The organism is Blastococcus sp. SYSU DS0533 (assembly GCF_054050775.1).
Map to the genome: position 1 here is coordinate 293668 of NZ_JBJGZZ010000004.1, position 15054 is coordinate 308721.

At 74.3% G+C, this 15054-nt stretch carries 12 protein-coding genes; 5 read left to right on the forward strand and 7 right to left on the reverse strand.

Going from position 1 to position 15054, the window contains the following annotated elements; genetic code table 11:
- Window positions 1-11: 11 nt before the first annotated feature.
- Together secG and ACI79W_RS07865 are read left to right on the forward strand one after the other, a co-directional pair.
- The gene (secG, locus tag ACI79W_RS07860; RefSeq protein ID WP_456561518.1) at window positions 12-248 is read left to right on the forward strand and encodes a preprotein translocase subunit SecG; all 237 of its coding nucleotides are present in this window, start codon (window positions 12-14) and stop codon (window positions 246-248) included.
- 126 nt (window positions 249-374) lie between these two features.
- Window positions 375-716: an RNA polymerase-binding protein RbpA gene (locus tag ACI79W_RS07865; RefSeq protein ID WP_456561519.1), complete on the forward strand. Its 342-nt coding sequence runs from the start codon at window positions 375-377 to the stop codon at window positions 714-716.
- 1 nt (window position 717) lies between these two features.
- Here the strand turns inward: ACI79W_RS07865 and pgl are convergent, their stop codons facing one another.
- From pgl to tkt, 6 genes are all read right to left on the reverse strand, one after another.
- The gene (gene pgl / locus ACI79W_RS07870; protein WP_456561520.1) at window positions 718-1533 is read right to left on the reverse strand and encodes a 6-phosphogluconolactonase; all 816 of its coding nucleotides are present in this window, start codon (window positions 1531-1533) and stop codon (window positions 718-720) included.
- Window positions 1530-2657 (reverse strand): glucose-6-phosphate dehydrogenase assembly protein OpcA, encoded by a 1128-nt coding sequence (locus ACI79W_RS07875; protein ID WP_456561521.1) that lies wholly within the window; start codon window positions 2655-2657, stop codon window positions 1530-1532. The genes pgl and ACI79W_RS07875 overlap by 4 nt, the downstream gene beginning before the upstream one ends.
- Window positions 2658-2703: 46 nt before the next feature.
- Window positions 2704-4221 (reverse strand): glucose-6-phosphate dehydrogenase, encoded by a 1518-nt coding sequence (gene zwf, locus ACI79W_RS07880; protein WP_456561522.1) that lies wholly within the window; start codon window positions 4219-4221, stop codon window positions 2704-2706.
- Window positions 4222-4355: 134 nt separating this feature from the next.
- Window positions 4356-5960, reverse strand: a complete 1605-nt coding sequence (locus ACI79W_RS07885; RefSeq protein ID WP_456561523.1) for a glucose-6-phosphate isomerase — start codon at window positions 5958-5960, stop codon at window positions 4356-4358.
- Entirely contained in the window at window positions 5957-7063 is a 1107-nt protein-coding gene (gene tal / locus ACI79W_RS07890) for a transaldolase (protein WP_456561524.1), read from the reverse strand. The genes ACI79W_RS07885 and tal overlap by 4 nt, the downstream gene beginning before the upstream one ends.
- A gap of 87 nt (window positions 7064-7150) precedes the next feature.
- Window positions 7151-9364: a transketolase gene (tkt, locus tag ACI79W_RS07895; protein WP_456561525.1), complete on the reverse strand. Its 2214-nt coding sequence runs from the start codon at window positions 9362-9364 to the stop codon at window positions 7151-7153.
- Window positions 9365-9641: 277 nt separating this feature from the next.
- On the opposite strand from tkt, the gene ACI79W_RS07900 reads away from it, so the two are divergent.
- Entirely contained in the window at window positions 9642-10580 is a 939-nt protein-coding gene (locus ACI79W_RS07900; protein ID WP_456561526.1) for a heme o synthase, read from the forward strand.
- 369 nt (window positions 10581-10949) lie between these two features.
- Window positions 10950-11333 (forward strand): hypothetical protein, encoded by a 384-nt coding sequence (locus ACI79W_RS07905; protein ID WP_456561527.1) that lies wholly within the window; start codon window positions 10950-10952, stop codon window positions 11331-11333.
- A gap of 58 nt (window positions 11334-11391) precedes the next feature.
- On the opposite strand, the gene ACI79W_RS07910 is transcribed toward ACI79W_RS07905, so the two are convergent.
- Complete coding sequence (locus ACI79W_RS07910; protein ID WP_456561528.1) at window positions 11392-12318, reverse strand: COX15/CtaA family protein; 927 nt, start codon at window positions 12316-12318, stop codon at window positions 11392-11394.
- Window positions 12319-12412: 94 nt separating this feature from the next.
- Between ACI79W_RS07910 and ACI79W_RS07915 the strand changes: the two genes are divergently transcribed.
- Window positions 12413-14926: an ATP-dependent Clp protease ATP-binding subunit gene (locus ACI79W_RS07915; RefSeq protein WP_456561529.1), complete on the forward strand. Its 2514-nt coding sequence runs from the start codon at window positions 12413-12415 to the stop codon at window positions 14924-14926.
- The last annotated feature ends 128 nt before the right edge of the window (window positions 14927-15054 follow it).

Below are 15054 nucleotides of genomic sequence, written 5' to 3' on the forward strand. Positions count from 1 at the left end.
CGGAGAGGTCGATGGAGCTGGTCCTCAACGTGCTGCTGGTCCTCAGCAGCCTGCTGCTCGTGGTGCTCATCCTGCTGCACCGCGGCAAGGGGGGCGGGTTGTCCTCGATGTTCGGCGGCTCCGTCTCCTCCTCGCTGTCCGGGTCGTCCGTGGTCGAGAAGAACCTCAACCGGCTGACCGTGCTCACCGCGCTGGTCTGGACCGTGTGCATCGTCGGCCTCGGCATCCTGATCAAGGTCAACCCCTGACCCGACCCGGAGTGGGCCGGTTCACAACCGGCACGCAATCGTGACCGGGATGCGCCCCACCACGCCCTAGACTCCTCCCGCGGCGGACGGCGCTGCCGCGCCCGGACGGACGATCAGGGGGCACACGTGGCTGGTGGGAATGCGATCCGGGGCACCCGGGTCGGAGCGGGTCCGGTCGGCGAGGTCGAGCGCGGCGAGTCCGCGCCCCGCCGGCGGATCCCCTTCTGGTGCGCCAACGGGCACGAGACCCACGTGGTGCTCGCGGCCGAGGCCGAGGTCCCCGAGCTGTGGGACTGCCCGCGTTGCGGGCTGCCCGCCGGGCAGGACCGCACCGCCCCGCCGCCCGCGCCGCGGATCGAGCCCTACAAGACCCACCTGGCCTACGTGCGCGAGCGGCGCAGCGACGCCGACGGCAACGCCCTGCTCGAGGAGGCCCTCGACCGGCTGCGCGTGCGTCGCGGCGGCTGAGTCACCCCGCGGCGCGGGGGAGCCGCGACGCGGCGCCGGCGTCGAGCAGCCACCGGGTGGCGCGCGTGCCGTGCACGCCGGCCGCCGGGATGTCGACCGGGTCCGCGCCCCCCAGGGCGGCGGCCACGGCCTCGGCCTTGCCCTCGCCCGTGACGACCACCCAGACCTCCTCGGCGCTGTTGATCGCCGGGTAGCCGAGGCTGATCCGGGTGGGCGGGGGCTTGGGGCAGTCGCGGACCGCCAGCACCGGGCGCTCGTCGTGGACCGCAGGCGACCCGGGGAAGATCGACGCCGTGTGGCCCTCGGGGCCCATGCCCAGCAGCAGCACGTCGAAGCGGGGCAGGCCGGTCCCGCCGTCGGCGTGCTCCTGGAGCTCGGCCAGGTAGGCCTCGGCGGCCGCCTCGGGCGACCCGGACGCCGAGTCCGCGGCGGGCATCGCGTGCACCCGCTCCGCGGGGACGCCGACGCGGTCCAGCAGCGCGGTCCGGGCCTGCCCCTCGTTGCGCTCGGCGTCGCCGGCCGGCACGAAGCGCTCGTCGCCCCACCAGACGTCGACCGCGGTCCAGTCGACCGTCTCCCGCACCGGCTCGGCGGCCAGGGCGGCCACCCGTTCCAGCACGGCGATGCCGATCCCGCCGCCGGTCAGCACGACCGAGGCGGTGCCGTGCACCGCCTGGGCCGCCGCGAGCCGGGCGACGAGCGCCTCGGCGACGGCCCGGGACAACCGGTCGGGGTCCGGTTCGATCACGACGTCGGGGACCGGACCCCCGGTCGCGGCGAGGTCGGCGGCGACGCGGTCGCCGGGGGAGCGGGTCACGAGGTCCTCCCTGGTCGGACGTCGGCGGGTGCGGGCTCCTCGGCGTTCCGCTCCCCGTCGAGGGCGACCTCGTCGGAGTCCTCGGAGTCGCCGGGGACGGTCGGGCCGGTCGGCCCGGTCTCGTCACCGTCGCTCTCGGCCGGGTCGAACCAGATGTGCTGGCGGGATCGTGCCCGCTCGGCCAGCCCCGCGATGCCGGTGGCGGTGGAGAGCGCGTCGGCGTAGGGCTCGTCGGGGTCGAGCCGGCGGAGCTCCTCGCTGAGCAGGTCGCCCAGCACCCGCTCCGGGAGGGCGACGGTCGAGTCCGGTCGGTAAGGCTGCGTGATCACCGCGCCGCCGCGGTGGTCGGCGGCGACCCGGACCTCCTCGTCCTGGTCGAGCCGCAGCGTCACCGCCTCCACGCCGGAGGGGCCCGCGGAGCGCGACCCCTTCTCGATGTCGACCGGGCAGCCGGCGCGGGAGGTGATCCACCCGGACAGCAGCTGCGCGGTCGGGTTCCCCGGGTCGCCGGTCAGCCGGCCACCGATCACCCGGACCGGTTCCCCGCGGCGTCCGGCGACGGCGTCCAGGGTGGAGGTGAGCGTGGCCCGCCAGGCGGTGCCCCGCGTCCACGCCAGGTCGGTGTCGCCGGGCACGTAGTCCTGCCCTCGCGTGCGCAGGGCGGCCAGCGGGTCCTCGGCGAGGGAGCTGTCGGTGATCCGGCGGTCGGCGACGACCGACAGCGCGTCGGTGGCCAGCTGCTCGGGCGCCGGCGCGTGCCACCAGGCGACGACCGGTGCGTCGGCGGCCAGCAGCGGGAGGACGACGGACTCGGCGTGCAGGGCCAGGCGGCCGTACATCCGCATGACCACCGCCTCGCCCGGCCCGAGCCGCCCGCCGATCTGCACCTCGGCGTCGAGCCGGGGGACCGGGGCGTCGATCTGGCGGCGGACGACGACGAGCACGCGGCACGGGTGCATCTCGGCCGCGTGGGTGGCGGCCGCCTCGGCCTCGGCCACCCGGCTCTCGTCCGCCACGACCACCAGGGTCAGGGCCACGCCGGAGAGGACGGCGCCGCCGGTGCGGCGCTGGGCGGCCAGTTCCTTGACCACCGCCGATCCGGTGGTGTCCCAGAGGGTCGTCACGGGGTCTCCTCCGCTCGCGGCTGCGGCTCGGTGGTGCGCGGGGCGGTCACGGTCGCCGCCAGCGGCGGCCCTCGGCGGCCAGCATCGCGTCGGCGGCGCGCGGCCCCCACTCACCGGCCCGGTAGGGCGCGGGGTCGGTCCCCGCCCAGAACTCCTCGAGCGGGTCGATCACCGCCCAGGAGGCCTCCACCTCGGCGTTGCGCGGGAACAGCGTCGCGTCGCCGAGGAGCACGTCGAGCAGCAGCCGCTCGTAGGCCTCGGGGCTGGTCTCGGTGAACTGCTCGCCGTAGAGGAAGTCCATGGACACGTCGCGGACCTCCATCACGCTGCCCGGCACCTTCGACCCGAACTTGAGGGTGACCCCTTCATCGGGCTGCACGCGGACGACGAGCTGGTTGTTGCCGAGCTCCTCGGTGTCGGTGTCGGCGAAGGGGAGGTGCGGTGCGCGCTTGAAGACCAGGGCGATCTCGGTGACCCGGCGGGGCAGCCGCTTCCCGGTGCGGAGGTAGAACGGCACGCCGGCCCAGCGGCGGGTCTCCACGCCGAGCCGCACCGCCGCGAAGGTCTCGGTTGTGGACGCCGGGTCGACGCCCTCCTCCTGGCGGTAGGCCCGTACGCGCTCGCCGGCGAGCCAGCCCTGCTCGTACTGGCCGCGGACCGCGAAGGTCGGCAGGTCCTCGGGCAGCGAGACGGCGCGCAGCACCTTGAGCTTCTCGGTGCGGATCTCCTCGGCCGAGAACTCGACCGGCTCCTCCATCGCGGTCAGCGCCAGCAGCTGCAGCAGGTGGTTCTGCAGCACGTCGCGGGCGGCGCCGGTCTTCTCGTAGAAGCCGGCCCGGCCGCCGATCCCGACGTCCTCGGCCATGGTGATCTGGACGGAGTCCACGTGGTGGCCGTTCCAGACCGGCTCGAAGAGGCTGTTGGCGAACCGCAGCGCCATCAGGTTCTGGACGGTTTCCTTGCCCAGGTAGTGGTCGATGCGGAAGACGTCGTCGGCGCTGAAGACCGAGTCGACGAGGGAGTTGAGCTCCCGGCTGGAGGCCAGGTCGGTGCCGAACGGCTTCTCGACGACGACGCGGCGCCACCGGCCGGTGGTGTTCTCCGCCATGCCGGTGCGCTGCATCTGCTTGAGCACCACCGGGAACATCGACGGCGGGATCGACAGGTAGAACGCGGCGTTGCCGCCGATCCCGTGCGTGCCCTCCAGCTCGCCGAGGGCCGCGGCGAGCTCGTCGAACGCGGTGTCGTCGTCGAACGACCCCTGCACGAAGTGGACGCTGCCGGCCAGCCGTTCCCACACCTCCTCGCGCCACGGCGTCCGGGCGTGCTCCCGGATCGCGTCGCGCGCGAGCTCGGCGAACTCGGTGTCGCCCCAGTCGCGCCGGGCGAAGCCCAGCAGGGCGAAGTTCGTGGGGAGCAGACCCCGGTTGGCGAGGTCGTAGACAGCGGGCAGCAGCTTCTTCCGCGCCAGGTCACCGGTGATGCCGAAGACCACCAGGGCGCACGGCTCGGGCACCCGGGGCAGCCGCCGGTCCCGGGGATCGCGCAGCGGGTTGATGATCATCGCGGACCGCGCAGCGGGGGGAGGGTCATCGTCCGTCCTCGTGGTCGGGGGATCCAGCCGTCCGGTCCCGGCGGGACGGGACGGCGGGGTGGGTCGGGCGCGGTCGAGCGGCTCCCCGGCCGGCCCGCCGGGGCTCAGCAGTGCAACGCGGTGAGCAGCTGGTCGATGCCGGCCGCCCGGTCGGTGAGGTGCAGGTGGAGCAACGGGCGATCGCGGTCGGCGAGGGCCTTGCGGTCGCCCGCGGCCTGGGCCGCCTGCAGCGTGCCGAAGGTGTACTGCTGGCCGGGGACCGGCAGGTCCTCCTCCAGGGCGCCGGTGATCTGCAGGAACACGCCGATCTGCGGCCCGCCCTTGTGGTACTGCCCGGTGGAGTGCAGGAAGCGGGGGCCCCACCCGAAGGTGACCGCCTGCTCGGTGCGCAGCGCCAGCGCGGTGCGGACCTCGGCGGCGCGGGCGTCCCGGAGCCGGTCCAGGTAGGCCATGACGGCCAGGTAGCCGCGCGTCGGGACGGCGGCCAGCAGGGCGTCCAGCGTCAGCGACAGCCCGTCGTGGGAGGAGAGGTCCACGCCCTGGAGCACCGAGGCCGTGCCGCGGATCTCCACGGCGCCGATCGTCGCCTCGGGCTGCTCGTCGGGGAGCCCGGCGGCGAGGATCGCCTGGGTGTTCTCCTTGCTCTCGGTCACGTTGGGCTGGTCGAAGGGGTTGATGCCCAGCACCCGCCCGGCGACCGCGGTGGCGTACTCCCAGCCGAGGAACTGCGCGCCCAGCGGGCCGGTCACGCCGACCGCCGGACCGGCACCCGGGGTGTCGGCCCCGACCAGGCCCAGCAGCACGTCGGGCCCCGAACTGCCCGGGGCTTCCGGGGACTCCAGCACGACCGGCAGGATGCCGCGCCCCTCCTTGCCCGTCGACTCGGCGATGAGCTGCTCGGCCCAGTCGCCGAAGCCCTCGATCGGGGCCTCACCGGCGTCGGCGAGGGCGAGCTTGTCGCGGCCGGCGCGGAAGGCGGCACCCAGCGCGGCTCCCAGCTCCATCGCCGCGTTGCCCGGCTCGGCGAGCCGCTCGGCCAGCTGCTCGGCGTCGTCGACCAGCGCGGCGACGTCGGCCCCGGCGAGCGCGGAAGGCACGAGCCCGAACGCCGAGAGCGCGCTGTACCGGCCGCCGACGGTGGGGTCGGCGAGGAAGACCGCCCGGGCCCCCATCGCCGAGGCCGTCTCGGCCAGCGGGGAGCCGGGGTCGGTGACGACGACGAAGCGCCGGCCGATCTGCGCCTCGTCGAGACCGGCGCGGGCGAAGGCGGCGACGAACGCCCGCCGCTGGCTCTCCGTCTCCACCGTGCCGCCGGACTTGGAGCTGACCACGACGACGGTCCGCTCCAGCTCGGTCATGGCCGCGAGCACCTGGCCGGGGTCGGTCGTGTCGAGGACGACCAGCGGCACGCCGGCGGTGCGGCAGATGACCTCCGGTGCGAGCGACGAACCGCCCATGCCGCACAGCACGATCCGGTCCAGCCCCTCGGCGACCAGCTCCGCGCGGAGCTCCGCGAGCGAGGCGAGCAGCGACCGCGACGTGGCCGGCAGGTCCAGCCAGCCGAGGCGCACCGCGGCCTCGCTCTCGGCCTCGGGACCCCACAGCGTCGGGTCCTTGCGCGCCAGGCGGGCGGCGACCTCGTCCTGCTCGAGCTCCGCGCGGAGCGCCTCGGGGACGTCCAGGCCGGTGCGGGTGACCTGCAGCTTCACGCCTTGTCCTCGAGCTCGGTGCGGACGGAGTCGGTGAGCTCGTCCCAGGAGTCGACGAACTTCTGCACGCCCTCCTCCTCGAGCACCCGGAAGACGTCGTCGAGGTCCACGCCCGCGTCGCGCACCGCCTGCATGACCGCGGCGGCGTCGTCGTACGACTTCTGCACCGGCGTGCCGGGCCTGCCGTGGTCGGCGTAGGCCATCAGCGTCTTCTCCGGCATGGTGTTCACCGTGCCGGGGGCGATCAGCTCGCTGATGTACATCGTGTCCGAGTACTCGGGGTTCTTGACCCCGGTGGAGGCCCACAGCGGCCGCTGCCGGCGGGCGCCCTTGGCCTCCAGCGCCTGCCAGCGCTCGGAGGAGAAGACCTCCTCGTACGCCTGGTAGGCCAGCTGCGCGTTGGCCACGCCGGCCTTGCCCTTGAGGGACGCGTCGGCCCCTGCGGCGTCCAGCCGCTTGTCGATCTCGCTGTCCACGCGGGAGACGAAGAACGAGGCCACCGACTCCAGCTGGGACAGGTCGGCCTCCGGGTCGTCGGCGAGCCGCTGCTCCAGCCCGGAGAGGTAGGCCTCCATGACCGCCCGGTACCGCTCGAGGCTGAAGATCAACGTCACGTTGACGCTGATCCCGCGGGCGATCGAGGTGGTGATCGCCGGCAGGCCGGCCTCGGTGGCCGGGATCTTGATGTACAGGTTGGGGCGGTCCACCAGCCACCACAGGTGGGCGGCCTCCGCGGCCGTGGCGTCGGTGTCGTTGGCGAGCCCGGGGGCCACCTCGAGGGAGACGCGCCCGTCGCCCGGCTGCCGGTCGGCGACCGGCCGCAGCAGGTCGCAGGCGTCGCGGACGTCAGCGGCGGTGACGGTGCGCAGCCCCTCCTCGACGCTCACCCTGCGGACGGCGAGGGCGTGCAGCTGGTCGTCGTAGGAGTCCGAGCCGCTGATCGCCGCGGCGAAGATCGTCGGGTTGGTGGTGACGCCGACCACGGAGTGCTCGTCCACCAGCGACTGCAGGTTCCCGCTGCGGATGCGGTCCCGCGAGAGGTCGTCGAGCCAGACGGCGACCCCCGCGGACGACAGCTCGGCCAGCTTCTCGTTCTGTGCCATGTCAGTGCCTTCCTGGTGAGGTTCTGGAACGGCCGCCGTCCAGGGGCCCGCGCCGAGCTCGCGAGGCGTGGGGGGAACGGCGGTCCTTCATCGGTCGCCGGTGGGGTGCGGCAGGCCGCCGGTGGCGGCGACCGAGCCGGTGGGGACGGCCGTGCCGGAGCGGACGGCCTCGAGGCTCTCCCGCGCCGCCGCGACGACGGCCTCGTCGGTCAGGCCGAACTCCTCGTACAGCACGGTGTAGGCGGCGCTCGCGCCGTAGTGCGTGAGCCCGACGATGCGGCCGGCGTCGCCGACGAACTCGCGCCAGCCCATGGGCACACCGGCCTCGACGCTGACCCGGGCGCGGACCGAGGGCGGGAGCACCTCGTCCTTGTAGGCCTGGTCCTGGTCGGCGAACCACTCGACGCAGGGGACCGAGACGACGCGGGTGGGGACGCCGTCGGCCTCCAGCCGCTCGCGTGCGGCGACGGCGATCTGCACCTCGGAGCCCGTGCCCAGCAGGATGACCTCGGGGCTGCCGCCCGACGCCTCGGCCAGGACGTAGGCGCCGCGGGCCACGCCCTCGGCGGAGGCGAGCTGCTCCCGGTCGAACACCGGCAGGTTCTGCCGGGACAGCAGCAGGCCGGCGGGCCGGTCGTTGTTCTCCAGGATCGTGCGCCAGGCGACGGTGACCTCGTTGGCGTCCGCGGGGCGGACGACGTCGAGCCCGGGGATGGCGCGCAGCGCGGCGAAGTGCTCGATCGGCTGGTGGGTCGGCCCGTCCTCGCCCAGCCCGATGGAGTCGTGGGTCCAGACGTAGGTGACGGGGAGCTGCATGAGCGCGGCCAGCCGCACCGCGCCGCGCATGTAGTCGGAGAAGGTGAGGAAGGTGCCGCCGTACACGCGGGTGCCGCCGTGCAGGGCGATGCCGTTCATCACCGCGCCCATGGCGTGCTCCCGGACGCCGAAGTGGATGGTGCGGCCGTAGGGCCCGCCGGACCACATCTTGGTCTGGCGGTCGGCGGGCAGGAACGACGGCTCGCCCTCCACCGCGGTGTTGTTGCTCTCGGCGAGGTCGGCGGAGCCACCCCACAGCTCGGGGAGCCGCGGGTAGAGCTCGGCCAGGACCTTGCCGGAGGCCTTCCGGGTGGCCACGCCCTTCTCGTCGGCGGGGAAGGTCGGCAGTCCCTCGGCCCAGCCCTCCGGCAGCCGGCGCTCGCGCATGCGGGCCAGCAGCGCGGCACCGTCGGGGTTGGCCTGCTGCCAGGCGGTGAACGCCTCGTCCCACTCCGCGCGGGCCGCCCGGCCGGTCTCGACGACCGAGCGGGCGTGGGCGAGCACCTCGTCGTCGACCTGGAAGGTGCGCTCGGGGTCGAAGCCGAGGATCTCCTTGGTGGCGCGGACCTCGTCCTCGCCCAGCGCCGAGCCGTGCGAGGCACCGGTGTTCTGCTTGGTCGGCGCCGGCCAGGCGATGACGGTGCGCAGCACGATCAGCGAGGGGCGGCCGGTCTCGGCCCTGGCCGCGGCGAACGCGGCGTCGACGGCCGCGAGGTCCTCGCCGTCGTCGACGTGCTGCACGTGCCAGCCGTAGGCCTCGTAGCGCTTGCCCACGTCCTCGGTGAAGGCGACGGTCGTGTCGTCCTCGATGGAGATGCGGTTGTCGTCGTAGACCAGCGTCAGGTTCCCCAGCCGCTGGGTGCCGGCCAGCGAGGACGCCTCACCGCTGACGCCCTCCTCCATGTCGCCGTCGGAGGCGAAGCACCAGATGTGGTGGTCGAACAGGCTCTCGCCCTCGGGGGCGTCGGGGTCGAGCATGCCGCGCTCGCGGCGGGCGGCCATGGCCATCCCCACGGCGTTGCCGACGCCCTGGCCCAGCGGGCCGGTCGTCGTCTCGACGCCCGGGGTGTGGTTGACCTCGGGGTGGCCGGGGGTCTTGGACCCCCAGGTGCGCAGCGCCTGGAGGTCCTCGACCTCGAGGCCGTAACCGGAGAGGAAGAGCTGCACGTACAGCGTCAGGCTGGAGTGCCCCATGGACAGGACGAACCGGTCGCGGGCCACCCAGTTCGGGTCGCTGGGGTCGTGCCGCAGCCACTTGTGGAACAGCAGGTAGGCCGTCGGGGCCATGCTCATCGCGGTGCCGGGGTGGCCGTTGCCGACCTTCTGGACGGCGTCCATCGCCAGGACGCGGGCGGTGTCGATGGCGCGGCGGTCGAGGTCCCCGAAGCCGTCGGGGAGGGTCGGCTGCGGCTGCGACGGGCTGCCGGTGGGCGCGTCGGTCGCGGCCTCGGCCGGCGCTTCCGGCCCGGTGCTGCGCGTGTCCATCTGGTCGGTTCTCCCTCGAGGTAGGCCTGACGTCGTGCCCGGGCGCGGCCGGCCGCCGGTGGGCTGGTGCGGGACCGGGGGGGCGTGACGGCGTCGTCGGGGTCGCCCCTACCCGCTGCACCGGCGGCAGCAACGTGATCAACCCTAGTCATCCGAGGTCATGCCGCGCGCCGGCGTCGCGAGCGGCCGGGGCTACAGTGGGGGAGTTCCGCCCCCAGGCTCGAAGGGATCCCGTGGTGCCCTGCTGCCCGCGCGCGACCGCGCACGAGGGCACCCGGTGACGGTGCTGTCCGAGCGCACCGCCGCCCCCGCCCCTGCTCCCCGCCTCGCCACCCGCGTCCGCGCCCGCGTCGGCGCCTACGTCGGCCTCACCAAGCCGCGCATCATCGAGCTGCTGCTCATCACGACGGTGCCGGCGATGATGCTGGCCGACCGGGGCTGGCCGTCGCTGTCGCTGCTGTTCTGGACGCTGCTCGGCGGCACGTTCGCCGCCGGCGCCGCCAACGTCTTCAACTGCTACTTCGACCGCGACATCGACCGGTTGATGCAGCGCACCCGGAAGCGGCCGCTGGTCACCGGCGAGGTCACCCCGCGCGCCGCCCTGGTCTTCGGGGCCGTCCTCGCCGTCAGCTCCACCGTGCTGCTGCTGGTGACGACGACGCCGCTGGCCGCGGTGCTCGCGGCGACGGCGATCTTCTACTACGCCGTCCTGTACACGATGGTGTTCAAGCGGCACACCCGCCGCAGCACCGAGTGGGGCGGTGTCCCCGGCGCGGCACCGGTGCTGATCGGCTGGGCGGCGGTGACCGGTTCGCTGGACTGGCCGGCGGTCGTCGTCTTCGGGATCGTCTTCTGCTGGCAGATGCCGCACTTCTGGGCGCTGGCCCTGCGCTTCAAGGACGACTACGCCCGCGCCGACGTCCCGATGCTGCCCGTGGTGACCACCGCGCTGTCGGTCGGCCGGCAGTCGGCGGCGTGGGCGTGGGCCACCGTCGCCGTCTCGCTGCTGCTCTGGCCGGTCGCCTCCGGCTACGGCATCGGGCTGGGCTACGCGATCCCGGCCGCGCTGCTGGGCGCCTGGTTCGTCGTCGAGTCCCACCGGCTGCTGGCCCGCATCAAGCGCGGCGGCGAGACGAAGCCGATGCAGCTGTTCCACGTCTCGATCTCGTACCTGTCGCTGCTGTCGGTCGCGATCATCGTCGACGCCATCGTCTGACGGCTGCTGCGCCGAGCGTGTGCGCCGACGCCCGGTTCCAACGCTCGGAACCGGACCTCGACGCACACACTGCTGCTCCGTCCACAGATCGGCGCCGACGCCGCCACGGACGGGGCGACCGGTCAGGGTCGTGAGGCGGCCTACGACATCGCGGAGCTGCTCGGACCCCGACGGCTGGGCGACGTGGAGTCGCTCGTCAGCCGGATCGACCGGAAGACCCTCGCCGCCTGGGTGTCCGCCGGCCGGCTCCGCCGCATCCAGCCGGGGGTCTACGCCCCCCGCTCTCGCCGACGACTGGCGCGTCCGAGCCCGTGCCGCGGCGCAGGCCTGCGACGGCGTGCTCAGCCACCACACCGCCCTCCCGCGCACGTGGCGCTCACCGGGCTGGTCCGGCTGCTGGCGCAGGGTTGCCAGAGCGAGCGGGAGATCCGGGGTTGCCTGCAGGTGCTCCGCGCACCGGGGATGCCCCGGTTCACCCAGGAGCGGGCGGTCTCCGTCGGCGGCCGTACCCACCACCTCGACGCCGCCTACGACGACGTCCTGCTCGCCGTCGAGATGGACGGCGCCGCATGGCACGGTTCGAGAGACCAGCGGGAGCGGGACACCCGCCGAGACGCCGTCCTCGCCACCGCCGGTCGGCAGACGCTCCGCTCCAGCTACCCCCGGCTGCCCGCCGAGCCCGAGGAGTGCCGTCGGGACATCCGGTCGGTCCACGCCGCCAGGCGACGGCATCTGCTCGCGGGTGTGCGCTGACGCCCGGTTCCACGCGGTCGAACCGGGCGTGGGGGCACACGCCCAGGGCGACAACGGGTCAGCGGGCGGCGACCGCAGGTTCGGCGCGGGCGGGGAGCGGCAGGTCGGACGCCGGCCCGCGGACCGACCAGACGAGCCGCGCGGTGTACCCGGTGACGAGCACGGCGCCGAGCATGTGCAGCAGGACGAGCAGGACCGGCAGGTCGGTGAAGTACTGCACGTAGCCGACGACGCCCTGCGCCAGCTGGACGACCAGCAGGTCCCGCGCAGCCCGGCGGACCCGGCCGGGGGAGTCGGTCGCGTAGAGGGCGACCAGCAGCGCCACGGTGAGCCCGACGAGCAGGAAGACGGCGTCGGCGTGCAGGTGGCTGACCAGCTCGGCGTCCAGCCCGGTGCGCCCGGCCTCCGGGTCGCCGCTGTGCGGTCCGCTGCCGGTGACCACGGTGCCCATGACCAGCACGAGCGCCGTCACCGCGGCGATGGCGCCGACGAGCAGGCGGAAGGGCCGGCCCAGCAGCGGTTCGCCGACCCCGGGCTCGCGCGAGCGCAGCCAGAGGACGGTGGTCAGCGCGACCAGGCCCATGGAGACGAGGAAGTGCGCGGCGACGGTCCACGGGTTCAGGCCCGTCAGGACGGTGATGCCGCCGACGACCCCCTGCGCGGGGATGCCGAGGAACGCGGCCACCGCCAGCGGGCGCAGGTCGCGGCGCGAGGAGCGCACCACCACGACGACGAGCGCGACCGCCAGGACGGTGAGGACGAAGGTGAGCAGCCGGTTGCCGAACTCGACGGCGCCGTGGATGCCCATCTCCGGCGTCGTCACGAAGCTCTCGGTGGTGCAGCGCGGCCACGTGGGGCAGCCCAGGCCCGAGCCGGTCAGGCGGACGACGCCCCCGGTCAGCACGATCGCCCCGTTGGCCAGCACGTTGGCGAAAGCGACCCGCGAGATGGTCGTGGGGGAGAAGGAAGCGGGCAGGACCGGCACGCCCCGATGCTAGGCCGTCGCCGGCACCGGGTAGGGGACGGCGGCCCGACGCCCAGCCCCGGCGCGGGTGGTCCCCGACATCGAGACGAGTGGCATGACGAGCGGATTCTTCCCCGGCGGTGCCGGTAGCCCCTTCGACGAGTTCTTCGCCCGCTACCTGGGCGGCTCCCGGCAGCCCCGGCAGCGCATCGACATCACCCAGCTCCTCACCGAGCGCGGCCGCGAGGTGGTGAACTCGGCGGCGCGGCACGCCGTCGACGCCGGCAGCACCGACGTGGACACCCAGCACCTGCTCGCGGCGCTGACCGAGGAGCAGACGGTGCAGCAGCTGCTCGGCCGCGCGGGCGTCGACCCCGGCGTCCTCCACGACCAGGTGGCGGCACCGCACGACGGGGTCCAGCAGGCCGGCGGGGCCCTCGCGCTCACCCCGGCCGCCAAGCGGGCGCTCCTCGACGCGCACCAGATCTCGCGGGCCCTGGGCTCCACCTACATCGGCCCCGAGCACCTGCTGTTCGCGCTGGCGGTGAACGCGGACTCCCCGGGCGGGCAGGTGCTGCGCTCGGCGGGCGTCACCCCGGAGGCGCTGCAGCAGGCAGCCGCCGGCGGGGGCGGTGGCCAGGGGCCCGCCGCGAAGCCGCCGTCGAGCACCCCGACCCTCGACGAGTTCGGCCGCGACCTCACCGAGATGGCGCGCGACGGCCGCATCGACCCCGTGATCGGCCGCGAGGAGGAGATCGACCAGACGCTGGAGGTGCTCGCCCGCCGGCGGAAGAACAACCCCGTCCTCATCGGCGAGGCCGGCGTCGGCAAGACGGCGATCGTCGAGGGGATCGCGGCGCAGATCGCCGACGACGACGTCCCCGAGACCCTGCGCGGCCGCCGCGTCGTGGAGCTCGACCTGACCGGCCTGGTGGCCGGCACCCGGTACCGCGGTGACTTCGAGGAGCGGCTGAAGAAGATCATCGACGAGATCCGCGAGCACAGCGACGAGCTCATCGTCTTCATCGACGAGCTGCACACCGTCGTCGGCGTCGGGGCGTCGGAGGGTTCCGGTGGGGCGGGCAACATGCTCAAGCCCGCCCTGGCCCGCGGTGAGCTGCACATCATCGGGGCGACGACCCTCGACGAGTACCGGCGCAACATCGAGAAGGACGCCGCCCTCGAGCGCCGGTTCCAGCCGGTCCTCGTGCCCGAGCCCGGCGTCGAGGACTCCGTGCAGATCCTCCGCGGGCTGCGCGACCGCTACGAGGCCCACCACCAGGTGCGGTTCACCGACGAGGCGCTGGTGGCCGCCGCCGAGCTGTCCGACCGCTACATCGCCGACCGGCACCTGCCGGACAAGGCGATCGACCTGATCGACCAGGCCGGGGCGCGGGTGCGGCGGCGGGTGAAGACGCCGGCGACCGACCTGCGCGGGCTGGAGCAGGAGCTCTCCCGGCTGCAGCGGGAGAAGGACCAGGCGGTCGCCGCGGAGCAGTACGAGCGCGCCTCGGAGCTGCGCGACCAGGTGCGCGAGGCCGAGCAGCGGCTGGAGCAGGCGCGCTCCGGGGGCGGGAGCGGCATCCCGTGCGTGGAGGTGCAGGACATCGCGGAGGTGGTGTCGCGGAGCACCGGCATCCCGGTCAGCCAGCTCACCCAGGAGGAGATGCAGCGGCTGCTGGAGCTGGAGGCCCGGCTGCACGAGCGGGTGATCGGCCAGGACCGGGCCGTGGCGGTCGTCGCCGAGGCGGTGCGCCGGTCGCGCGCCGGGCTCGGCGATCCGGACCGCCCGATCGGCAGCTTCCTCTTCCTCGGCCCCACCGGCGTGGGGAAGACCGAGCTGGCCAAGGCGCTGGCCGCCGCCCTGTTCGGGGACGAGGACCGGATGGTGCGGCTGGACATGAGCGAGTTCCAGGAGCGGCACACCGTCAGCCGGCTCGTCGGCTCCCCGCCCGGGTACGTCGGGTACGAGGACGCCGGCCAGCTCACCGAGGCCGTCCGGCGGCGTCCCTACTCGGTCGTCCTGCTCGACGAGATCGAGAAGGCTCACCCCGACGTCTTCAACACGCTGCTGCAGGTGCTCGACGACGGCCGGCTGACAGACAGCCAGGGCCGGACGGTCGACTTCACCAACACCGTGCTGATCATGACGAGCAACCTGGGGTCGGAGCTGATCGTCGGCCGGGGGACGCCGCTCGGGTTCGGCTCGGCCGACGGCGGGTCGGGGGACGACCTGCAGGAGCGGGTCATGCGCCGGCTGCGGGAGTCCTTCCGCCCGGAGTTCCTCAACCGGATCGACGAGGTCGTCGTCTTCGAGCGGCTGGAGCCCGACCAGCTCCGCCGGATCACCGACCTGCTGCTGGAGGAGACCCGGCGGCGGACGTCGGCGCAGGGGATCACGCTCGAGGTCGCCCCTGAGGCGGTCGAGTGGCTGGCCGACCACGGCCACCAGCCCGACTTCGGCGCGCGGCCGCTGCGGCGGGTCATCCAGCGGGAGCTGGACACCCCGCTGTCCCGGCTGCTCCTGCAGGGCGGCGTCCAGCGGGGCGACACCGTCCGGGTGGTGGTCGGCGACGGCGGGCTCGACTTCGAGGTGGCCGGGTACCGGGAGCCGGCCGGGCAGGCCTGACCGGGGGCCCGGCAGCGCCCGCCGGCCCCGGGCGCTGCCGGGCCACCCGGCCGCCGCGGCGTGAAGCTGGTCAAGAAGGCCCTCCGGCGGCGTCCTTCTTATGTGGACCTTGGTTGCGAGGTCTACGA

Coding starts and splice junctions, on each gene's coding strand:
- ACI79W_RS07915 (WP_456561529.1), top strand. CDS start 12,413: ATGACGAGCGGATTCTTCCCCGGCGGTGCCGGTAGCCCCTTCGACGAG.
- tal (WP_456561524.1), bottom strand. CDS start 7,063: ATGGCACAGAACGAGAAGCTGGCCGAGCTGTCGTCCGCGGGGGTCGCC.
- secG (WP_456561518.1), top strand. CDS start 12: ATGGAGCTGGTCCTCAACGTGCTGCTGGTCCTCAGCAGCCTGCTGCTC.
- tkt (WP_456561525.1), bottom strand. CDS start 9,364: ATGGACACGCGCAGCACCGGGCCGGAAGCGCCGGCCGAGGCCGCGACC.
- zwf (WP_456561522.1), bottom strand. CDS start 4,221: ATGATCATCAACCCGCTGCGCGATCCCCGGGACCGGCGGCTGCCCCGG.